Origin of the sequence: Pseudomonas ceruminis (assembly GCF_021602025.1) — a bacterium.
GTDB classification, from domain to species: Bacteria; Pseudomonadota; Gammaproteobacteria; order Pseudomonadales; family Pseudomonadaceae; genus Aquipseudomonas; species Aquipseudomonas ceruminis.
In genome coordinates this window covers 113,143-134,818 of record NZ_BQHW01000017.1, presented here as the reverse complement: position 1 = coordinate 134,818, position 21,676 = coordinate 113,143, and the positions used below count along the sequence as shown (strand labels likewise).

Sequence of the window (21,676 nt, the reverse complement as noted above, 5' to 3'; positions counted from 1 at the left end):
AACACGGAGAACCGGTCGAAAAAGCTCTCCGTACATGATTTTTCGGTCACTTTTCGTCCAATGACGCTGTAGGTGCCTGGAAAATTGCAACTTGCCGCGGCTGCACGACAAGTTGATCGGAGCATCCTTTGGTGAGCCCAGATGATAAAGGCGCGCTTGATCGCCATCCTACGTATAGGTTTGAAAGGCTTGGCCGGATTGGGCACGCCCTGTTCATTTCCAGCCGCTATTCAAGAAGCGTCACCCTTCCAGTGGAGAGCTTGGATTTGCACAACTTCATGCTCGTTGTCCCTTGGGATGAAGAGATCTTGGCGGGCTCACGAAAGTGGGCATCGATAATGGCTGAGCATCAGGGCGGTACCACTCGGGTCAAGAGCTACAACCTATCACGAGGCCTTGTCGTTGGCGGTGCGTGTATTGGAGTGCTGCCCGACTACAGCCGAAAACTGGAGAGAAATATCCTACCCGTGCCGGGTTTCCTGGACGACCTGGAGGAGAAAGATGTCTATCTTGTTATCAAAACGAAGCTTGTCCGCAATCCGCAGGTTTTGGAAATTCGAAGATTGATCAAGAAGAGCTTTTTTGATAAGAAGGACTGGCTTGTTCGGTAACAGTTTTGTTAGGTTTCAAACTCCTCCGTTAACACTACAGAAACACAACTGTCATATTCGCTTGCAACCTAGTCAGAGTGCTTAGAACAAAGGCATCTTGTTACAGCGGGTGACAACCGTGGCCTGCTCCCATCTGCAAGATAAATTTAGGCCGGCGCAGGGCGAAATATAACGTCGGTAGCTAAGCACTTAACATACGAGAGGCAAGCAATGATCCGTTCTTCGAACATGCGGGAAAAGCTGTTGGCTGCCGCAATAATAGGCACATTTTCCTCGCAAGCATTCTCCGGAACAGTAACCACTGACGGAGCTGACATCGTTCTGAAGACCAAGGGCGGTCTTGAAGTATCGACTTCTGACAAGGAATTCAGTTTCAAACTGGGCGGCCGAGTTCAGGCCGACTACGGCCGTTTCGATGGTGTCTTCACCAAGAATGGCGATACCGCTGACGCAGGCTACTTCCGTCGCGCCTACCTTGAGCTCGGTGGCGTGCTGTACCGCGACTGGAAGTATCAGCTCAACTACGACCTTTCCCGCAACACGGGCAACGACTCCGACGGCTACTTCGACGAAGCCAGCCTGACCTACACGGGTTTCAAGCCGGTGCAACTGCGCTTTGGCCGTTTCTACACCGACTTCGGTCTTGAGAAAGCCACCAGTTCGAAGTGGACCACCGCCATGGAGCGGAACCTCTCGTACGACCTGGCGGACTGGATCAACGACAACGCCGGCATGGGTGTTCAAGCCACCAGCACCATCGCTGACATGGCTTATGTTTCCGGTAGCGTTTTCAGCGAAACCAATAACAACTCGGATGGCGACAGCACCAAGCGCTACAACGTACGTGGCGTGTTCGCACCGCTGCACAGTGATGGCAACGTCCTGCACGTCGGTGCTCAGTACGCTTACCGCGACCTCAAAAACAGTGCGGTCGATACCCGGATTCGTTCGCGTCTGGGCGTCCGCGGTGTAGATACCAATGGCGGCGGCGATGCCGGCACCAACGGCAACCGCATGCTGTTTGGCGGTGCTGCTGCACAAGATGGCCTGTGGAAGGACGACTCGGTCTGGGGTCTCGAAGGTGCCTGGGCCACCGGCCCGTTCTCGGTTCAAGCGGAATACCTTCGCCGCAAGCTGAAAGCTGACCAGGCCAACAACGACATGAAGGCCTCCGGTTACTACGCCCAGATGGCTTACACCCTGACCGGCGAGCCGCGTATCTACAAGCTCGATGGTGCCAAGTTCGACACTATCAAACCAGAGAACAAGGAACTGGGGGCCTGGGAAGTCTTCTACCGCTTTGACGATATCAAGGTCGAAGACGGCAACCTGGTCACCGCGGCGGACCAATCGAACGAGCGCAAGGCCAAGAGCCACACGGTGGGTGTGAACTGGTACGTCAACGAGGCGGTGAAAGTCAGTGCCAACTACATCAACGTGCGCACCGACAACAACGAGAACACCGTGGGCGACGACAGCGGCAATGCCATCGTGACCCGCCTGCAATACGTCTTCTGATCCCTCTCATCAGTCTGACGTGAGAAAGCCGGAAGCGCTCAACGTGCTTCCGGCTTTCCTGTTTCTGGAGGTGATCAAGCATGGAGCGCCCTCCTCCTACCTGCTTTCGCTTACCGATGACCGCTCTTGCCAAAGCTCGGCGAATCTGATGTGATTGCCGCGTCGGGCTTTGCATGGTGGCCGTGCAAGCAAATCAAACCTGACTCCTATTCATGATTGAACCTGATTCGACGTCCAGCTTCGCGTCTAACGGCCCTACAAGCGCAGCTACCCCAACGTCGCTCATTAGGGGATAGTCATGTCTGCAAAAAAGCTGCTTCAACCTCTCGCTGCTCAGCTGCACGCCTCGTTCTCGGCTTCTGGCCGCCCGTACTCTCATCTGCACCTCCACCAGCTGTTCCACGCGGCCATCGGCTCCGTTGCACCGCAAGTTGCCATCCAAGACAAGCTGCCAATTCAGGTCTGTCGTGACAACGAGACACGGCAGTACAACCTCTACGCGGCGGTCGAGCGGGCGAAAACGTGCTTAGGATTGACCGATCTTCAAGCAGTCGGTGTGGCTGAAGAAGTCATTGAGGTGCTACGAACTGCGGGAATCGGCGTGAACCAGGTTCGCCTGCTCCTTGACCCCTCCTTCAGCTCGAAGACTCGCAAAAAGGCCTTCAAGGCTCTCTGCAAGAACCTGGATCTGAACGAGCTAGGCGATCGCTTCGTCCCCAAGACTGCCACGTTGGCCATCGCTGCTGGTATTGCGCCGCCTCCCAAAATGTCGTGGAAGGATCGCTTCGCCCTGGCTGCAAATTCCCCCATGCGGGGGCCAAGCGAGCTCATCAGCATGGTCAACCGGGATGAGTGTTATCTGTGGGTATTCCCACCGACTGACCATCATGCGACGGCTCCAGCGACGCATGACCGTTTCTTTGGTGAAAAGACCCACCCGAGCGCAGAAATGGGCATGGGGTTCAGCATCATCGATTCCGGCTGGACCCGCCCCAAGTACCCGCTATCCAGGCAGTCACAAGAGACCTTCATCCAGTATTCGCTTTCTGCGCCGATGTGGTCCTGGCGCGCACAAAGTGACACCTGGCGCCTGGGAAACATCCTGCGTTCAAGAATCCTTGACGGGGCTCCTTGGCATAACGAGCCTCTGAGTGACGTGCTTCCGAGCGGCCTTAAATCCCTGCCCCGGATCTATGGGTGCGAAACCTGCCGAACGCTGTTCATTGAGAATCACAGCGACTACCCGGATGTACCCACTCAGTGCCAATGCGGTGAGGCGAGCAGCACGGGTGACCAAAACGAGTCATCTGCTCTCAATAGCTGATTTTCCTTACGGTGGCGGGCTGAGCCCCCCGTTAGGGATTGGCTATGGGAGCGGGATTCGCTCACCCCAAACCTGAAGGCGCCGCCACCTAACCGAGCGATATGAGCTGAATGCTCGCGGAGTAGATATGCAAAAGAGTAAAAACAAACAGGACACCCTGGCGGCGATCAATGCGCTTGTCGAGATTGCGTATGATCAGGGATTTGCGGACGGACACGGAGTCGGCAATCAAGTCGGTTTCGTAGCCGGTGTCATGAGCCTCAAAGCTGCATTGGCCTGCGGCTTACGGCATGGCTCACCTGAGTGCGGAAAGGCCCTTGAAAGCCTCAAGCGCATCGGGATCGACGAGTGAGAGAAAAGTACGGGTCGTGCGCTGATCGCGCACGACCCGTACTTCTACTTCAGGTCATTTCCCTGCTTAGCTTCATGATTGAAGCTCAGGGATCAGGTGCTTCTGCGGTAGGCCAACAGGCGCAAGGCGTTGAAGACGACCAACAGTGTGGAGCCCTCATGGATCGCAACAGCGGCACCAATGCTCAAGCCCATGATGGTGGACGGAACCAGGATGGCCACAATCCCCAAGCTGACGAACAGATTCTGGTGGATGATCGATCGCGTGTGACGGCTCAGCCCCACCGCAAATGGGAGTTGCCTGATGTCGTCAGCCATAAGCGCGATATCAGCCGTTTCCAGGGCAACATCAGATCCAGCAGCCCCCATTGCGATACCAACGCTCGAACTGGCCATGGCAGGGGCATCATTGACGCCGTCACCCACCATGGCCACCTTGGCGCTAAGGCGCAGGTTTTTGATGGCCTTGACCTTGTCTTCCGGCATCAGGTCTCCCCACGCTTCATCTAAGCCAACTTGTTTGGCTACAGCCTCTGCAACGCGGTTGTGGTCTCCAGAAATCATGACCATGCGTTCGATGCCCATCTCTCTAAGCTTCTGGAGTGCCTCTTTGGCCCCCTCCCGGGGTGTGTCCAATAGCCCGATAGCGCCCAGATCCTTGTCAGCACGCCGTACCACCATGGTGGTACGGCCTGACTGACGTAGACGCTCCGCAGCCTCCAGGGCTGCCTTGCTGAGTGCGGGAATACCATTGGTACCGAACATCTCGACCTTGCCAATCCAGACGAACTGCCCATCAAGCTCAGCACGCACGCCGCGGCCAATCATGTTGCTCATGTTCTTGGCTTGGAATCGGCGCCGTGTGCCAATCATCTCTTCACCGTCACGCACAATTGCCGCAGCCAGCGGATGGTCGCTCATCGACTCCACAGCGATGGCGACGTTTAGCAGATCCTCGATCTGCGTGCCGCCTATGGGTATTACATCGGTGATACGTGGGCGCCCTTCGGTCAGGGTACCGGTCTTGTCGAATGCCATGGCATTCAATGATCCAAGCTCTTCAAGTGGCGCACCGCCCTTGATCAGCACGCCACCTCGGGCTGCCCTGGCGATGCCAGAGAGAATGGCGCTTGGTGTAGCGATCGCGAGCGCGCAGGGGCTGGCTGCAACCAGTACGGCCATCGCCCGGTAGAACGAGTCACGGAACGGCTCGTCAAGGAAAATGCCGGCAAATAGCAGCCCGACTACCAGCAGTAAAACCAACGGGACGAATATGCGTTGGAAGCGGTCCGTGAATCGCTGGGTCGGTGACTTCCTGACTTCGGCTTCACTGACCATCTTGATGACCCGCGCCAAGGTACTCTCCGTAGAGCGCCGGGTTACCTCAACCTCGATGAGCGTTTCGCCATTGATGGTACCGGCGAAGACTTTCGAGGCTGCATCCACTGCATCTGGCTTGCTGCGTGCGAGTTCGGCATCAGGAACAGGTTGCTTGTCCACGGGGACGCTCTCACCGGTTACTGGCGCCTGGTTGATACTTGAGGAGCCTACGACTACAAAACCATCGGCCGGCAGGCGGTCATTGGGGCGCACGATGACAACGTCACCGGGAACCAGCAGCTCCACGGGCATCTCCACCGTGCCATTTGCTCTGCGTACGATCGCGGTGGCTGGTGCGAGCTTGGACAGTGCCTCAATCGCTTTCTTGGCCCGCCCCATCGCGTAGCTTTCAAGGGAATGCCCCAGACTGAACAGGAACAGCAGCAGAGCCCCCTCCGCCCAGGCGCCGATGCTCGCGGCACCGACTGCGGCGAGAAGCATCAGCGAGTCGATCTCGAAGCGTTTCTGACGGATGTTGGTAACCGCTTCCTTAGTGGTGAACCATCCACCGAACACGTAGGCCGACACGTACAGAATCAGAGGCAGACGATCAATCAGGCCAAGTTTTCCTGCGAGAGCTCCGGCACCCAGGAGAGCACCACAGATCAGCGCGAAAATCAGCTCTGTGTTCATTCCAAAAATGCCGCCATGCTCATGGCTATGACCTTCATGCCCGGCTTGGTCATCAGGGCGTTCAAGCAAACTCTTCATAACTCGTCCCTTCTGGGGTCAAGGCTTCCAATTGCCCTCTGCAGTTGGGGAGCCGTCTCTGTTGGTTGGCTAAGATCTATTGCACGGTTTGCCCGAGCCCAGGCGTTAACATTTCGAAGCTATGGGGTATCGGGCGTAATAAAAAATGCCAGGCACTGCCTGGCATTTATGAATTCTCTAATTGTTCTGTTCAAATCGTTTACTACTTGTTGTTGATGCATTGCGAATACATCGAGTAACGAACAGTCTTGAGCGTGCCCTGGGAGTCCTCGAAGGTCATCAACCGTGGATAGACCTGGCAGGTACGGGGGTCCTGCGACTGACGTACGAATTTCGCAACGTCTATCTTCATGCCATATTTGTAATCCTGAATCTCTGGCATTGGCTTGCCATTTTTCTCCGCGTACTTGGCCACTGCGGTCTGGTGTTCCTTGGTGTATTGAAGCTGCTTGCTCTCGGAGAAAGTGTTGGCCTGCGAAGCCACCGAGAAAACAACAAGTGCAGCAGCGATAATTAGCTTTTTCATAAAACCCTCTCAATTTCAAAACTTCTCGGGCGTAACCTTAGCAATGCATAGGCATCACCGGCATGACGAGAAACTTACAATTTTGAAAGGTAAGTGCATCTACTTCACTTTAAACAAAAAAGCCCACAACACGTGTTGTGGGCTTCTCTTTAGCGGAGGCTGTTAGCTAACCACTTCGGCCTCGTCGCCGTCTTCATCCTTGCGGTGTGCCCAGTGATACAGGGCAGGCAGTACCAGCAAGGTCAGTGCGGTGGAGGACAGGATCCCGCCAATCACCACCGTCGCCAATGGCCGCTGAACTTCGGCACCGGTGCCGGTGGCCAAAGCCATCGGGATGAAGCCCAGGGACGCTACCAAGGCTGTCATCAGAACAGGTCGCAGACGGGTCAATGCACCTTCATCGACTGCCTGTCTGAGCGTTCGTCCCTCCTCCCTTAGCCCGCGGATGAAGGCAATCATCACCAGGCCGTTCAGTACTGCAACGCCGGACAGTGCAATGAAGCCGACACCTGCCGAGATCGACAGTGGGATGTCCCGCAGCCACAACGCCACAACACCACCGGTGAGTGCGAATGGAATACCGGTGAAGACCAGCATGCCGTCCTTCAGGTTGTTGAACATCAGGAACAACAAGGTCATGACCAGCAGCAAGGCGACTGGAACAACGATCTGCAGGCGTTTGGCAGCCGACTGCAGCTGCTCGAACTGGCCCCCCCAAGTCGTCCAGTAGCCCGCAGGGATTTGCACCTTCTTGTCCAGCGATGCGGTCGCCTCCTCAACGAAGGACCCCAGATCGCGGCCTCGAACGTTGGCGCTGACGATAACCAGACGTTTGCCGTTCTCGCGGCTGATTTGGTTCGGGCCCAGTTGCAGGTCCAGATTGGCGACCTGGGACAGCGGGATGAAGCCGATCTGATTGGCACCCTGTGCCGCATTGGCAGGTACCGGGATCAGCAAGCTGGACATACCCGCTACGTCGGTGCGAACGGTCTCTGGTAGGCGTACTACCATGTCGAACCGACGGTCGCCCTCATACAGCGTGCCGGCCTGACGGCCACCCACGGCGATAGCGATCGAGTTCTGAACATCCGCGATGTTCAGGCCGTAGCGTGCTGCTTTTTCGCGGTCAATGTTGATGGTCAGCACCGGCAGGCCGGATGTCTGCTCAACTTTCACTTCCGATGAGCCCGGGACCGCTTTGAGCGCTGCCGCGATCTTGTTGGCGGTGTTGTTGAGCACGTCCATGTCATCGCCGAAGACTTTCACAGCGACGTCACTACGCACGCCCGAAATCAGCTCGTTGAAACGCAGTTGGATTGGCTGCGACAACTCGTAGTTGCTTCCTGGAACACCCGCTGCGGCCTTCTGCACTTCAGCAATCAGCTCATCACGAGGCTTCTTCGGGTTAGGCCACTGATCCTGAGGCTTGAGCATGATGTAGGCGTCAGAGGCGTTCGGCGGCATCGGGTCAGATGCAATTTCTGCGGTACCCGAGCGTGCGAACATCCGCTCAACTTCAGGCACCTGCGCAATCACCGCTTTCTCCAGACGCTGCTGCATCTCGACAGATTGAGTGAGGCTCGTTCCAGGCACACGCATGGCCTGCATCGCAAAGTCACCCTCACTGAGGCTTGGGATGAACTCGCTACCCATACGACTTGCCAGCAAACCACTGAGCACGACCAAGGCTACTGCGGCCGAGAAAGCGATGTTCCGATGTCCCAGCACCCATTGCAGAACCGGTTCATAGCGCAGTCGAGCTGTGCGCATGACCACGCCTTCCTCTTCCTTCACCTTGCCAGTGACGAACATGGCAATAGCTGCAGGAACAAAGGTAACGGACAGGACCATTGCACCCAGCAGCGCCATCACAACGGTGAAGGCCATCGGGTGGAACATTTTGCCTTCGACGCCGGTGAGGGCGAAGATCGGCAGGTACACCACCATGATGATCAGCTGACCGAAGATCAGCGGCCGGCGAGCTTCTCGCGCCGCGGCAAAGACCTCGTGGAAGCGTTCGGTTTTGGTGAGCATGCGGCCATGCTTATGTTGCGCATGAGCCAGTCGACGGATCGCGTTTTCTACAATAACCACGGCACCGTCGACGATGATGCCGAAGTCGAGTGCCCCCAAACTCATTAAGTTGGCACTGACCTTGTTGTTGAACATGCCTGTGAAGGTGAACAGCATGGACAGCGGAATCACCATCGCGGTGATCAGAGCCGCACGGATGTTGCCGAGGAACAGGAACAGAATGGCGATAACCAGGATCGCGCCTTCCACCAGGTTCTTCTTCACCGTCGCGATGGCTTTTTCAACCAGGTTGGTACGGTCGTAAACAGTCACAGCCACCACGCCCTTTGGCAGGGTGCGGTTGATGTCCGCCAATTTGGCGGCGACAGCTTGAGATACGGTGCGGCTGTTTTCACCAATCAGCATGAACACGGTACCGAGCACGACTTCGCGGCCGTTCTCAGTAGCAGCACCTGTACGGAGCTCTTTACCGATGCTGACGTCAGCAACGCTGCTGATGCGAATCGGTGCACCATCCACACTGGTGATCACGATGTTGGCGATGTCTTCGATATTGCCTACCTGACCCGGTGCACGGATGAGCAACTGTTCACCATTACGCTCGATGTAGCCGGCACCGACGTTGGCGTTGTTACTTTCCAACGCTGCGACCAGGTCATTGAGTGTCAGCTTGTAGGTAGCCAGGCGCTTTGGATCCGGCGCAACCAGGAACTGCTTGGCATAACCGCCGATGGTATTGATCTCGGCCACACCCGGGACGTTACGCAGCTGAGGCTTGATGATCCAGTCCTGGATCACGCGCAGGTCGGTCGGGGTGTACGGCGTACCGTCCTCTTTGACCGCGCCATCTTCGGCTTCAACAGTCCACAGGAAGATCTCGCCGAGGCCGGTAGATACCGGACCCATGACGGCCTCTACACCTTCTGGCAGCTGTTCCTTCGCAACCTGCAGCCGCTCGTTGATCAACTGGCGGGCAAAGAAGATGTCAGTGCCATCCTTGAAGATCACGGTGACCTGAGACAGGCCAGAGCGAGACAGGGAACGGGTCTGCTGAAGGCCCGGGAGACCGGCCATGGCCGTTTCAACTGGAAACGTGATCCGTTGTTCGGTTTCCAAGGGCGAGTAACCAGGCGCTGCAGTGTTGATCTGCACCTGGACGTTGGTGATATCGGGTACCGCATCGATGGGCAGCTTTTGATAGCTGTAGATACCGATACCCGCCATGATCAGAACGGCGATCATTACTACGATGCGCTGCTCGATGGCGAATCTGATGATACGTTCAAACATGAGAAATCATCCTGTCAGTTCGCATCAGTGACCGTGTTCGGCAGAAGCTTTGCCGAGCTCGGACTTGAGTGTGAAGCTGCCACTGGTTGCTACCTGGGCGCCGGCTTCAATACCGTCGATGATTTCCACGTACCCATTGTCGCGGCGACCCAGTTTTACCGGGCGGGTGTCAAAGCCATCTGGGGTGCGTACGAATACCGAAGGTTTGTCTTCAACGGTCTGCACAGCGTGCTCAGGGACCGCTACGGCAACTCGATCGGTCTGGAAGGTGACCGCAATGTTTACGAACAGGCCTGGACGCCAGGCGCCGTTGGGGTTGGTCAAGGTGACGCGGACAGTAGCTGCACGGTTTTGCTCGCCCAGCAGGCTGCCGACATAACCCACCTTCCCTTCGACCTCGACGTTCATGTCAGGCGAAGAGACTTTCACTGCACGGCCAGTCGTGACCTTGCCCAGATCTGTCGGCGGAACTGCGAAGGTCGCCCAGACCTGATTCAGGTCGGAAAGGATGAAGGCGTTGGTCGCCTCGCTGACGACTTCGCCGACGGTCAGGTGTTTCTCCACTACCACGGCGTCGAAGGGAGCGCGGAGCTCGTAACGATTACCGCCAACGGAGTTAACCGAGGCACCGATTGCGCCGACCTTCTGCTTGGCGTTGGCCAAGGAGATCTCCGCTTCTTGCAGCGCTTGGCGTGCTTGGAGGTAGTCTTGCTCTGCAGAGATCTTGTCCTGCCACAGTTGCTTCTCACGTTCGAAGGTCACACGCGCCAGTTCGACGCGACGCTGTGCGGCCTGTTGTTCGCTGCGCAGGTCAGAGATCTGCTGGCTGGCGATTACCGCGAGGACTTGCCCTTTCTTGACCGTCTCGCCCAGGTTGGCCTGGACAGCCTCAACAACGCCAGGAACACGAGGAACCACGTGGGCAGTACGATCTTCGTCGAAGCGAATTTCGCCAGGGAAGCTCACGACGGTACCGAGGTCACGAGGCGCTGCAGCTTCCAGGGCAACACCAGCGGCCTTGATCTGTTCAGCGCTGAGCGTCAGCTTGCCCTCTTCTTCACCGCCCTCTTCGCTGTGGCCTTCTTCACCATGGCCCTCATCACCTTCCTCTTTGGCGGCAGATGCGGCTTTCTTTTCGTCGCCATGGCCATCGTTAGCGCCATGCTCGGCAGTACTGGCGGCCTGCTGTCCGGAACTGTTGTTCCAGGCAAGGCTGCCAAATCCGAGGGCTGCCACAGCGGCTACCGCGAGGGCGATCTTGCGTTTGTTATCCATTGCTACTCCTGCTGATCGTAGGCACCGGCTTGTTCAAGGCTGTGTGCCGAAGAAAATGTTTGGCCCGTTCAGCGAGTGCCGGCGGTTGAGCCGACTTCGCCATAAACCCTTTCCACCTGCGCACGCGCATTGGTCGCCGCTGCCAACGATTCGAGGTATTGGCCACGAGCGACGATCAAGGTGCGCTGGGCATCCAGCACTTCGATGAAACCGAATTTGCCCATCTCGAAGCCGCGGGTTGCGGTCTCTACGGCTTGTTGGGCTGAAGGCAGAATGGTCTTGTCGTAGGACTCGACCTCCTGCATGGCGGTGGACCATTGGTTCAACGCGGTTTGGGTTTCGGTGCGCAGGCGCAGCTCAACAGCATTGCGCTGGTCCCGGGCCTGATCTGCACGACGAGAAGCGGAAAGAATGTTGCCCTGGTTACGATCGAACAGCGGCAAAGGCATAGACAGGCCCACAGTGTTGACCCGCTCGCGCACAGAGCGGTCGTACTGGCTACCTACACTGACAGTAAGGTTCGGGATACGCTGAGCTTTCTCTGAGCCGAGCGAGGCATCGCTCTTGTCTATCTGCACCACGGCCTGACGCATTTCTGCTGTTTGGTCGAGCTTAGCCAGCAGATCTTCAGTGCGAGGTGGCAAGCCCGGGGAGAGGGTTGGCGATTCGAGTCGATCAAACACGGTGACTGAGCTCCCGGTAATTTGAGCGAGCTGTTGGTAAGCGGTCGCTTTTTCCGTTTCTGCACGTCGAACTTGCAGCTGGGCTTCGGCCAGTTGCACTTGAGCGCGGGTCGCCTCCACTGGGGACGACTTACCTGCGCGAACACGGCCATCGACGATGCGAAGACCGCGCTCAGTCAGTTCGAGAGATTGCTTGGCCAGGTCGAGACCTGTCTGGGCCCGCAACGCGGCGTAAAAGGCTTGGACGACATCTGCACGCAGGCCGTTAACGCGACGGTCTAACTCAAGCTGTGCGGCGGTCTGCCCGTATGTGGCGACGTCAACACGAGCCCCCCGCTTACCGCCCAGCTCAAGGGTCTGGCTGAGAGAGACAGTCGTCTGGCTGGTGTTACGACGGGTGTCTTCCACGTCATACGAGATTGTGGGGTTGGGGATAAGCCCGGCCTGCTTGCGAGCACCATCAGCGATCCCAATTTCTTGCCTGGCCGCGGCCAGGTCTGGGTTGGCATCCATGGCCGTCGAAAGCGCCTGGGGCAAGCTGATGCTTTGGGCAAGGGCTGCAGGCGCCATCAACCCAGAGATGACTGCACAGAGTGCAGCGATCTTCCAGGGCGAGACGGGGGTCTTGGGTAAGACATTGCGGTTATACCGGGGCACTTTGATGGTCCTCGTGCACAAACTTCGATAAAGCTTGGCGAGAACGCCGAAACAGCTGCCAAGCCCCACTTGATTAGGTGATGGCACTCTAATGAGCGGTAGCTATCAGAGGGGTGGCTAGAAAATTACAATTCCGTAAGAATGTCCTGTAATGCCCGAAAATACTGGGAAACCAAACCCGACACGATGATTTCGTTACAAGCAACGGAGATGGCAAACACGCGGTGCGAAGGCCCGAACAACAGGTAGATGACGAAATTGTAATTTTCCTATCACCCCCCCGTTATCTTCGGCCTGCAAATATGAGCTCGCGCTACGCTAGGCGCGCCGCCTGGTCAGAACAATTAACGACACCCGCGCCGGTAAACATAATAAAAACTGCCGTGAATCAAAGGAGCATCGGATGAAAATCAAAGTACCACTGTATTTGGCGGCAGTTTCTGCGCTGTCTGGAAGCTATGCTATTTCGGCACAAGCTGAAGACAAGCCAGAAGGCTTCATTGAAGGCAGCAGCCTTACAGTGTTGAACCGTAACTTCTACTTCAACCGTGATAACCGCGACAGCACCGCCCCCACTTACAACAGTGGCAAGGGCAATACGAACGGCTACTCCGAAGCCTGGGCGCACGCGATCATCAGCAAATTCAACTCCGGGTTTACCCAAGGTACCGTTGGCTTTGGCGTTGATGCCTTTGCCATGATCGGCCTCAAGCTCGACACCGGTGATGGGCGCAACGGCGGCCGTAGCTCCTTCGACGTGCTGCCCGTTGATAACAAGGGTGAAGCTCGCGACGAATACACCAAGGTCGGCGGCGCAGCCAAAGTCCGCTTGTTCGATACCATCGTGAAAGTGGGTGATGTCTTCCCATCGACCCCGGTCGTCGCATCGGGTGACTCTCGCCTGCTGCCAGAGAGTTTCCGCGGTGTGACCGTTGAGAACACCAGCATCCAGGGCCTTACCCTCCAGGGTGGTCGTCTGCATGCGATGAGCCAGCCGGTCTCAAGCAACCTGAACGACAACTTCGTGACGTTCTACGGCGGCCCGGTCAACTCGCCATGGATCGGTTACGGTGGCGGTGACTACTCGATCAACGACAACTGGACTGTGAGCGTCTACGCCAGCCAGCTGAAAGACGTCTGGAATCAGTACTACGCCGGCACAAGCGTGGTTTACCCGCTGAGCGACGATCTGGCGCTGATCGGTGGCTTCAACTACTACAAAGCCGTAGATGAAGGTAAGAAGCGCCTGGGTGAATTCGACAACAACATCTGGAGTGCCAAGGTCGGTGTGCGTTACGGTGCCCACACCCTGGCCCTGTCGCATCAGCGCAACAACGGCGACGACGATTTCGACTACCTGCGTCAGTCGGACTCGATTTTCGTCGACAACTCCATCCAGTACAGCGACTTCAACTCGCCGAAAGAGCGTTCCTGGATGCTGCGCTATGACCTGAACTTCACCAGCTACGGCATTCCAGGCCTGACGTTCATGACGCGCTACGCCAGAGGCTCGGGTGCGGATTACTCGAACGCTAACCAGTTCTACATGCGCACCGACGACAACGGCAACCCGCTCGACAATCAGAAGCGTTGGGAGCGTGACGTCGAAGTCAAATACGTTGTCCAAACCGGTCCGGCAAAAGATCTGTCCTTCCGGTTGCGCCAGGCAACCACGCGTGCCACTGCTTTCGAATCGGATCTGGATGAAACTCGTGTAATCATCGAGTACCCGCTTTCGATTCTGTAATTCGCTAACTGGGCCAGTTATCCATTGGCGGGTCCTGTTAGTAAAACGAGCATTACGCATTCACCTTGAGTGGCTTAAGTGCTCCTTTGGTAAAAGGTGGATATTTGGCGCCCATTGGGCGCCTTTTTTTTGCCTAAAATTCAAGTAGGCGTTCGATTGTACGCATCGCATGCCGGTGAAGTTCATGACTACACCAATGACCAGTCTCTTCAATGTGAGCGACCTCGCCGTCATCTGAGCGGAACGAAGCCAGCACAAAGAAGAAAATAACCCAATACTTCATAAGGTCAAATCACCTGCTGGAGAGAGGGCCCGCAACTGTCAAACCCAAACCGCGACAAGATATACCGCCAGACTATCAACTGTATTACCTAGAAATTACAAATCCGTCATTTGAGCCCCGGCACGCTCATTTTGATTTACCATCCCTTTCAATAATGCCGGCGCGCGTGCGCGGTTAATTGCTCAGTGATATCGAGACAAAATCCCATGCGAATTCTGGTAATTGAGGATGAAGTAAAAACTGCGGAGTATGTGCGTCAAGGTCTGACGGAATGTGGCTATGTCGTAGATTGCGTCCACACCGGGTCAGATGGATTATTCTTGGCTAAGCAGCACGAATATGAGCTGATTATCCTGGATATAAATCTGCCAGAGATGGACGGTTGGCAGGTCCTTGAGTTGTTGCGTCGTAAAAACTGCCCTTCCCGTATCATGATGCTGACGGCGAGAAGCCGGCTGGCGGATAAGGTCCGGGGGCTGGAGAACGGAGCAGATGACTACCTGATCAAGCCATTTGAGTTCCCTGAGCTGCTGGCCCGGGTTCGCGCCTTGATGCGCAGGTCAGATCACCCTGCATCCGTAGAGGTCATTCGCGTCGCTGACCTGGAGCTTGATCAGAGCCGGCACAGGGCATTCAGGGACGGTCAGCGCATTGACCTGACCACGAAAGAATTCGCGTTACTGCATTACCTGATGCGTAATACCGGTGTGGTGCTGAGCCGCACCCAAATTATTTCGCAGGTTTGGGATATGAATTTTGACTGCGACACAAACGTTGTAGAGGTGTCGATTCGAAGACTCAGAGCCAAGATAGATGACCCTTTCGAGACCAAACTGATACATACGCTTCGGGGCGTAGGGTATGTGCTTGAAAAACGATAGTTGCCAAGCTCTCTAGTACCGAAAATCCGCTACATGCTCCCGTCGCTTGCGAACTTGAGGTTTCTGTTTACGATCCGCGGCGCTGATTCCTCACTCAACAAATGAGGTAGGCTGTACATGAGGTATAGCATTGATTATCAGCAGGTTTCGCAAGGACAATCCGATGCCAGCATTGATGCCTGTCCAGCTGACATTGTCTTCAACAGCGACCATGGCCTAGCTCTTATCCCGTGCGTTGGCGATGTTATCAACCTCCCCTCTACGGCGGTCAAAGAAGGGGTTTGCGGCATCGTTAGATCAAGGATTTTCAATTATCTCAGAGGTCCTGAAGAGCTGTACTGTCACGTCAATATTCTCGTTGAGGAGGCGGACATCAATTTCGAAAGTCTCATCTCGGAATACATGCGCAATCAGTCACGTGCTCGCTCGCCTTCTTCATAAAGTCGAAGGCGGGCCAGTCCATTAATGGTTGTGTATGGGTGAGGGTTCAGCAGAGCGAGCGCCTACTGAGCACCAGAGATGAATAGTCACAGCCTAGTGGTTTAACGCGGTACTGCTGGTGTACGCAGGGCCGGACTCATTGTTTTTTGAATGGCGCATTGCAGCACATAGAAATATAAAACCCCGGAAGCAAATACGATTGCGGACAGATAAGCAAACTCAGAGTCTAAAACCCCGGAAACCATATACAATTTAATCGTGATAGAACCCATAATAATTCCGGTACAGTACATGACGCCTGTGAACTGATTGCCCAAAAAACTCAGTATGCCGCTGAAGGCATTGTTCGCACTCAACAGCATTGCTTTCAGTATCGTCCAGCCGAGAACTGGCAGAAAAGCCTTGATCATGAAGGCGAATAACATCGACGATGCAAACAGTTTTATCGGGGTTTCTGCCCACGGCTTGATGGTGCCGTCTACTTCAACGCCGGTATACAAGATGATATTCAGAATAATCGCCATAAGGGTGCATATGCCGAGGCGTATCATTTCCCGCTTAAGCGGGGCCATCATTATCACTGCGTGAATCTTGTTTCCAAAGTATCGTTTTAGTCCTTGGATCGACATTTTTCTTCCTATGCTCTCGGGTATGACGCTGTTGTAGCGTTGTATGACGGTCATGCTTTTACCCGAAGAGAGGTGACGCTTCAACGGTCCTGAATTGCGCAGGGGATCTCATGTCCTTCCCCTGGCTGGGTAGCTTGCTGAGAAATTCTCATCTACCTGCGTGGCAACGATGCGGCCACCCCGCCGCCGTCAGAGCTCTGGAGGACTGGCTGCTGTCAGCAACTCATCGAGTGACGGAACCTTAGCGTTTGCACTGAGGACGAGTGTTCTGGATCGGAGTATGGATACATCAAAGAAAGATTCGCACTCGACTCTTCCGTTTACTTCTCTCCAGTGGGTGACTTCTGGTATCAACTCATTAGGCACCGGGTATAGTGCCATAGGGTTATGGAATACCTCCACTTCAGCAGACCACGGCTCGTAGCCATATTGCGGCCAGAGCTGACCGTAGTCGCTGGACGCTACATCCAACAGAAATGGGATACCTCGTGATGCTCCCGGAGAACGGTCGAAAAACTCACCAAACCGCAAGTATCGGTACCCGTCTAGATGAGCTCCACCTGAGATCGGCACTCGGCTGAGCTTTGGCACTGTGCAGGCATTGGTGAAAATGACCGCTGAAAGATGGGCATTTTCCATTAGCGTAAATAGGCCGTTGGGGCGCCCTGATAGCAGAGATGTCTCTTCCTCCACAGTTATCAGGTGCGTACCACGATGCGCAGATGAGTGAACTGCAAAGCCATAGAGATAGCTGATGAGCGACTCCCTGCTCCACAGCATTGAACTGGGCGCATGGAAATCGGCTAAGGCCAGAATGAGCGGCTTACCCTCCACGTGCGGTAGGGATTCGTAACGCTTGTCCAATTTGTTTTGGATGGTCCTCGCAAACCTTTCTGCAGCCGCTCCTAAGAAACGCTCATGTCGGTCAGCGGGTGGGGGGACCGGCGAGGCGCCAAAATGCTCATACCGCTCTTCCGGGTTGGCTGTCACTGCTTCAACCCAGGCCTCATCTCCCAGCCTATTCTCGATGTGAAAATCGGGTGATTCTTTAGGCTGGGTGACCAAGAGTCCCTGTTCACGAAAAATCGCTAATAGGTGGGCTTCCCAGAGGCGGGTGTGAAAATTCTCAGTCTGGCAATCGGGAACCCAATTTCTGTCTGGGGATGGCAGTGCGAGATACAGTTGATTCAGCGCCCACGCCCCAATACGGCGGCTTGGATCAAATAGTGATTTGAACACCACGCTTGGTGTGCGCTTACCCATTCTGCTTAGAGGAGCACGTCGTCGTTCACCTGAAGGGAGTGGAAGCGGATGGGCTTGGGTATAGAGAAAATGGCTGATTGAGGCGCGGGCTTCGGACTCGCCAGTGGTGCACTCACCATGGCTGAGGAGCACCCACACGCTATCGACACGACGCCGCAAGGTGACAATTCCGAAGCTGCCGGAATTGATATTTCGGGTTAGAGCGGCACAAGAAATTCCGTCCTCACTAAGCCATGCCCCTACTGGCGGGCTGTCCCCAAACCCCAACCCTCGTGGAAGCGACAAAGCGATTAGATCGAACATCGGCGCAGCAATTTCTTTCATTCGCTGATCTCGGCAGCCGTCAAAATGCATTCCATCAATGCCTCGGAGCGTGCCCGCCGGCGATGGCATCGGTGGAGGTACCTATTGAAGAAGGGGGCCTTGTTCCACCAGGACATCTCGGTTGGTGAAGATGGTCTCAATGGTTGCAGCCTCGGCAGCCACATGAGTCTTTCGCGTGATCTCTTCAAGGGCCAGTTCGAGCCGGTAGTCTTGGAAATACTCGTACAGCTTTTCAGAGCTCTCGGATATCTCCTCCCCACCATTCTTCGCGAACAAGATGTGGATGATCGCTGCGAGTGGGAGAGAGATGTCGAGATCCTTCTCTTCTGCATCTGAATCCGAGTTCAAACCGTCGAAATACCTCTCCAGATGACTCTGGAGCTCCTCAAGCCAGAACTGAGATAGGTTGCTTGGAAGGGAGCTTTCAGGCCCGGTCAGAAGGACTTCATCTCTGAATAGAGCCAGCAGATTGGGGTTTGCCATGGAGGACCTCACGATTAGATTTGAGAGCAACTGGTCAGCATAGTCCACCTCAAGATGACCACCTCCTTGACGCCCATCCTGGTGCTCCTGAGCATCAGACGAGTGAATCGCCCCGAAACCTGTAGATACAAAATGACCGCTTCTCGCCGTTAGCTGCCTTTCTTGAAGGACAGCTTTGGGTCGATAGCGGCCTTCGTGGAGGTTGGTGTCTACGGGGTCGGTTTAGTCAATCTGAATCTCCGGTTTCACCTCCGTGAGGCCGGCCATCGTCATGCATCAGATCTTGATTGACACGCGTGCCGCTTTGGATAGCCTTGCAATTGAGGGCTGCAACTGCGCATTTGTCGGGCCTGGGTACCAGCATGAGCCCCCCGCAATTTTGGCAGCAGAGGAAGCTGGTTCCTCTGAAGTAGTGACGGCGGGCATTGCCAGTCGGATTCTGAACCCAAGGTCGCCAGACTAGGAGCTAAAGGATCGCTGCGACTACTCCTCATCCCTTACCGAAAAGTCACGCGTCGGTCGTAAACGGCCCTTTCCAGGCCAATCAACTTTTGTGATTGGTGAGTAGGGATTTCTCGGCTTTTCTGTGAAAAGCACCCCTTCATTTCACAAAAAAAATGGCGAAGATTCCAATTTCACGGGGTCTGGCCTATCACCTATTTTGTGAACCTACATCAGGTGTAGGCTCACAGAATAGTTGCACGGTTTCACACATAGATGACCGGCCGGGGTTCAATCCTGGTCCCGCCGGTCATCATCAAGCCCGCTCTCGCGGGCTTTTTTTTGCCTGAATGTTCTGTTCGGAGCGCCCTCCTCCGCTCGATCGAAAATGATGGAGACGGGATGCGTCGAGGAAGGAAGGCATCAAGCTTCATCCCTCAAAACTGGTAATTCACGCCCAGTGTCAGCGAACGCTGCGGCGCCGGCTGGCGACCCCAGGGGCTCGTATCGATGCCGCGGAAATAGTACTCGCGGTTGAACAGGTTGCTGATACCAGCCGACGCAGTCAGCACGCCATCACGCACCTTGAAGCGTCGCTCGATGGCGGTATTCCACAGCCAGTAGGCCGGCAGCTTGCCGACCGAGGCAATGGCATTTTCCTCACCCGAGTTGGCGGCATCGGTATAGGCGCTGCTCACGTAAAGGCCATCGAGGCTGTAGGTCCAGTTCTCGGCAAAGCGATAGCGGCCATCGACACTGAACTGGTTGCGCGAGGCATAGGGCACCTCGTTGTCCTTGAACTCACCGTTACGCTGCTTGGCATCGAGGTAGGCATAGCTGGCATGCAGGTCGAGGTTGGGCATGGCCTCCGGGGTCCAGAACACCTCGGTCTCGATCCCCTGGTGGCGGGTGCTGCCGAGGTTGACGAAGCGGTCGCTGGTGGCGTCGTAGACGATCTGGTCATCGAAGTCGATGCGGTACACGCCCAGGTCGACGCGCAAGCCGTCCCACGGGGTATAGCGCACACCGGTCTCGTAGTTCCACGCCAGTTCCGCGCCGACCTGGCCCTCCTTGACGATCTGCGTCACCTGCGGCGGGCGCAGCGACTTCTGCGCGTTGGCATAGACGAACCAGTCATCGCTGGCCTGGAAGCCCACGGTGATGCCAGGCAGCCATTCCATCGACTGGTTTTCGTTGCTGGCCCCGGTGATGCCATCGTCGTACTGCATGCGTGCGTTCTCGTAGCGCACGCCCGGGGTGACAGTCAGGCGGTTGTCGAGCAGGCCAATGGCGTTGCTGATGTAGAACGCCTTGGCCTCGTCATCGAAATGCCAGTCGCGAAATGGCGTGGTCGCGCCGGTGGCTAGGCTTTGACGATTGACCTTGTAGTCGATGTCTTCCTTCACGTAACGCGCGCCCAGCAGCCAGGTCTGGCTGACCTGCTCGCCGTCGATGCCCAGGCTCAAGCGCGGCTCGCTGCCCCAGACCTTGAAGTCGCGTGGGCCATCCTGCTTGGTGACGGCTTGCCCGTCTGGGGTGAACGGCATACCGACGACGAAGTTGCGGTAGCTGTTGTGGGCGAAGTTGGTCCAGCTGAAGGCCACCGAGTCGAACGGGCCGATGGCGCCGAACTTCTGGGTGTAGGTGCCCCAGACGCGGTCGGTGTCACCCTCGAAGCGGTCCAGGGGGCGGGTCGACTGGCGCGGGTCATGCTTGTAGTCGGCAACGCTCAGGGCGCCGGCCAGATCCATGTCGGCCTTGTAGTGCTGGAAGCCGAAGCTCAGGTCACGGTCGTCGTCGATGTTCCACTGCCCGCGCAGGCGGTAGTTCTGAATGTCGGTATCGGAATGCTCGCGCCCGGCTTGCCCGCCGATGGTGTTCAGGTCCAGTTGCAGTCCGAAGTTGTCGGTGATGAAGCCACCGGTGCCCAGGTAGGTGTCCCACAGCTGGCGACCTCCGGGGAAGAACGTGGTGCGCTCCTGCAAGGTGGTCTGCCACTCCCGCGGGATCGGCTTGCTGATGAAGTTCACCACCCCGCCCACGTTGTTCGGCCCGTACTGCACGGCGGCGGCGCCCTTGACCACGTCGATGCGGTCGACCGCCGCCATGGTCACGGGGAACAGCGACAGGCCGGTTTGGCCATAAGGCGCCAGCGCCAGTGGGATGCCGTCGGACAACGCCTGCAGCCGGCCACTGCGGCTTTCGTACAAGCCACGCACGGCAATCTGCGGCAAAGCCCCGGTACCGGTCTCGTCGAAGATCTTCACCCCCGGCACCCGCTGCAGCGCCTCGTCTACGCCACGCACGCTGGCCTTGTGCAACGCCTCGCTGCCAACCACGCTACGGCTGCCGGCATAGGTACGCACCTCTTCGTCCGTGCCGCTGCCAAGCACATCACCGCTGATTACCGTGGCATCCACGGCCAGCGGTTCGACCTTGGCGGGCACAGCGAGGCGGCCTGAGGCCTGGGGCGCTACCACCAGGAAGGTCTGTGCGTCCTGCATCTGCACCTGCAAACCGCGAGCGTCGAGCAGCCGGTGCATCGCCTCCTCGGCATTGTAGTGGCCATGCAACGCCGGCGTAGTGCGATCGCCCACCACGTCGCTGGCGAAGATGATCTGTACCCCGGTCTGCTGCGCCAGGCTGTTGAGCGCCTGCTCCAAAGAGCCCGCTGGAATGTCGATGTTGGCCTTGGTGTCGGCGAGCACGGGCATTGCCGCCAGAAGGCTCGCGGCAAGCAGGGAAAGGGGCAGGTATGGGTGGTGGATACGGGCGGGGTACTTCATGGCGAGCAGATCCTTGGCGTAAGTGTCTGGCATCTAAG

The 21,676-nt window shown here is 56.4% G+C and carries 16 protein-coding genes; 7 read left to right on the top strand and 9 right to left on the bottom strand.

Annotated features, from left to right (window positions below; genetic code table 11):
- The first annotated feature begins 131 nt into the window (after positions 1-131).
- The 4 genes from L6D80_RS19305 to L6D80_RS19290 all read left to right on the top strand — a co-directional run bounded on the left by L6D80_RS19305 (position 132) and on the right by L6D80_RS19290 (position 3,805).
- Positions 132-611, top strand: coding sequence for a hypothetical protein (locus L6D80_RS19305; RefSeq protein WP_176514759.1), 480 nt, complete (start codon positions 132-134; stop codon positions 609-611).
- Between the two features lie 210 nt (positions 612-821).
- Positions 822-2,129, top strand: a complete 1,308-nt coding sequence (locus L6D80_RS19300; protein ID WP_009395904.1) for an OprO/OprP family phosphate-selective porin — start codon at positions 822-824, stop codon at positions 2,127-2,129.
- 298 nt (positions 2,130-2,427) lie between these two features.
- A complete protein-coding gene (locus L6D80_RS19295; RefSeq protein ID WP_011953109.1) occupies positions 2,428-3,453 on the top strand; it encodes a hypothetical protein in 1,026 nt (341 codons plus the stop codon).
- A 127-nt stretch (positions 3,454-3,580) separates the two neighbouring features.
- The gene (locus L6D80_RS19290) at positions 3,581-3,805 is read left to right on the top strand and encodes a hypothetical protein (protein WP_010951451.1); all 225 of its coding nucleotides are present in this window, start codon (positions 3,581-3,583) and stop codon (positions 3,803-3,805) included.
- A gap of 92 nt (positions 3,806-3,897) precedes the next feature.
- On the opposite strand, the gene L6D80_RS19285 is transcribed toward L6D80_RS19290, so the two are convergent.
- The 5 genes from L6D80_RS19285 to L6D80_RS19265 all read right to left on the bottom strand — a co-directional run bounded on the left by L6D80_RS19285 (position 3,898) and on the right by L6D80_RS19265 (position 12,360).
- Positions 3,898-5,895, bottom strand: coding sequence for a heavy metal translocating P-type ATPase (locus L6D80_RS19285; RefSeq protein WP_010951452.1), 1,998 nt, complete (start codon positions 5,893-5,895; stop codon positions 3,898-3,900).
- Between the two features lie 202 nt (positions 5,896-6,097).
- Positions 6,098-6,421 carry a DUF2790 domain-containing protein gene (locus L6D80_RS19280; RefSeq protein WP_003253432.1) on the bottom strand — a complete coding sequence of 108 codons (324 nt, stop codon included), beginning with the start codon at positions 6,419-6,421 and terminating at the stop codon, positions 6,098-6,100.
- Positions 6,422-6,583: 162 nt separating this feature from the next.
- Positions 6,584-9,745, bottom strand: a complete 3,162-nt coding sequence (locus L6D80_RS19275) for a CusA/CzcA family heavy metal efflux RND transporter (RefSeq protein ID WP_010951454.1) — start codon at positions 9,743-9,745, stop codon at positions 6,584-6,586.
- Positions 9,746-9,769: 24 nt separating this feature from the next.
- Positions 9,770-11,020 (bottom strand): efflux RND transporter periplasmic adaptor subunit, encoded by a 1,251-nt coding sequence (locus L6D80_RS19270; RefSeq protein ID WP_012269854.1) that lies wholly within the window; start codon positions 11,018-11,020, stop codon positions 9,770-9,772.
- A 68-nt stretch (positions 11,021-11,088) separates the two neighbouring features.
- Positions 11,089-12,360, bottom strand: coding sequence for a TolC family protein (locus L6D80_RS19265; protein WP_010951456.1), 1,272 nt, complete (start codon positions 12,358-12,360; stop codon positions 11,089-11,091).
- A gap of 403 nt (positions 12,361-12,763) precedes the next feature.
- Here L6D80_RS19265 and L6D80_RS19260 point away from each other — a divergent pair, with 403 nt between their 5' ends.
- The 3 genes from L6D80_RS19260 (at position 12,764) to L6D80_RS19250 (ending at position 15,712) form a co-directional block, all read left to right on the top strand.
- Positions 12,764-14,107: an OprD family porin gene (locus tag L6D80_RS19260; RefSeq protein WP_003253422.1), complete on the top strand. Its 1,344-nt coding sequence runs from the start codon at positions 12,764-12,766 to the stop codon at positions 14,105-14,107.
- Positions 14,108-14,596: 489 nt separating this feature from the next.
- Positions 14,597-15,271 (top strand): heavy metal response regulator transcription factor, encoded by a 675-nt coding sequence (locus L6D80_RS19255; protein WP_003253420.1) that lies wholly within the window; start codon positions 14,597-14,599, stop codon positions 15,269-15,271.
- A gap of 117 nt (positions 15,272-15,388) precedes the next feature.
- Complete coding sequence (locus L6D80_RS19250; protein WP_010951457.1) at positions 15,389-15,712, top strand: hypothetical protein; 324 nt, start codon at positions 15,389-15,391, stop codon at positions 15,710-15,712.
- Between the two features lie 101 nt (positions 15,713-15,813).
- Here the strand turns inward: L6D80_RS19250 and L6D80_RS19245 are convergent, their stop codons facing one another.
- From L6D80_RS19245 to L6D80_RS19230, 4 genes are all read right to left on the bottom strand, one after another.
- The gene (locus L6D80_RS19245; RefSeq protein ID WP_012269855.1) at positions 15,814-16,341 is read right to left on the bottom strand and encodes a hypothetical protein; all 528 of its coding nucleotides are present in this window, start codon (positions 16,339-16,341) and stop codon (positions 15,814-15,816) included.
- Between the two features lie 189 nt (positions 16,342-16,530).
- Positions 16,531-17,928 (bottom strand): hypothetical protein, encoded by a 1,398-nt coding sequence (locus L6D80_RS19240; RefSeq protein ID WP_223296393.1) that lies wholly within the window; start codon positions 17,926-17,928, stop codon positions 16,531-16,533.
- 81 nt (positions 17,929-18,009) lie between these two features.
- Entirely contained in the window at positions 18,010-18,411 is a 402-nt protein-coding gene (locus L6D80_RS19235) for a hypothetical protein (protein WP_012269857.1), read from the bottom strand.
- Between the two features lie 878 nt (positions 18,412-19,289).
- Positions 19,290-21,638: a TonB-dependent siderophore receptor gene (locus tag L6D80_RS19230; protein WP_223849203.1), complete on the bottom strand. Its 2,349-nt coding sequence runs from the start codon at positions 21,636-21,638 to the stop codon at positions 19,290-19,292.
- Positions 21,639-21,676: the final 38 nt, after the last annotated feature.

Coding starts and splice junctions, on each gene's coding strand:
- L6D80_RS19290 (WP_010951451.1), top strand. CDS start 3,581: ATGCAAAAGAGTAAAAACAAACAGGACACCCTGGCGGCGATCAATGCG.
- L6D80_RS19300 (WP_009395904.1), top strand. CDS start 822: ATGATCCGTTCTTCGAACATGCGGGAAAAGCTGTTGGCTGCCGCAATA.
- L6D80_RS19275 (WP_010951454.1), bottom strand. CDS start 9,745: ATGTTTGAACGTATCATCAGATTCGCCATCGAGCAGCGCATCGTAGTA.
- L6D80_RS19295 (WP_011953109.1), top strand. CDS start 2,428: ATGTCTGCAAAAAAGCTGCTTCAACCTCTCGCTGCTCAGCTGCACGCC.
- L6D80_RS19230 (WP_223849203.1), bottom strand. CDS start 21,638: ATGAAGTACCCCGCCCGTATCCACCACCCATACCTGCCCCTTTCCCTG.
- L6D80_RS19270 (WP_012269854.1), bottom strand. CDS start 11,020: ATGGATAACAAACGCAAGATCGCCCTCGCGGTAGCCGCTGTGGCAGCC.
- L6D80_RS19285 (WP_010951452.1), bottom strand. CDS start 5,895: ATGAAGAGTTTGCTTGAACGCCCTGATGACCAAGCCGGGCATGAAGGT.
- L6D80_RS19255 (WP_003253420.1), top strand. CDS start 14,597: ATGCGAATTCTGGTAATTGAGGATGAAGTAAAAACTGCGGAGTATGTG.
- L6D80_RS19245 (WP_012269855.1), bottom strand. CDS start 16,341: ATGTCGATCCAAGGACTAAAACGATACTTTGGAAACAAGATTCACGCA.
- L6D80_RS19280 (WP_003253432.1), bottom strand. CDS start 6,421: ATGAAAAAGCTAATTATCGCTGCTGCACTTGTTGTTTTCTCGGTGGCT.
- L6D80_RS19260 (WP_003253422.1), top strand. CDS start 12,764: ATGAAAATCAAAGTACCACTGTATTTGGCGGCAGTTTCTGCGCTGTCT.
- L6D80_RS19235 (WP_012269857.1), bottom strand. CDS start 18,411: ATGGCAAACCCCAATCTGCTGGCTCTATTCAGAGATGAAGTCCTTCTG.
- L6D80_RS19240 (WP_223296393.1), bottom strand. CDS start 17,928: ATGAAAGAAATTGCTGCGCCGATGTTCGATCTAATCGCTTTGTCGCTT.
- L6D80_RS19250 (WP_010951457.1), top strand. CDS start 15,389: ATGAGGTATAGCATTGATTATCAGCAGGTTTCGCAAGGACAATCCGAT.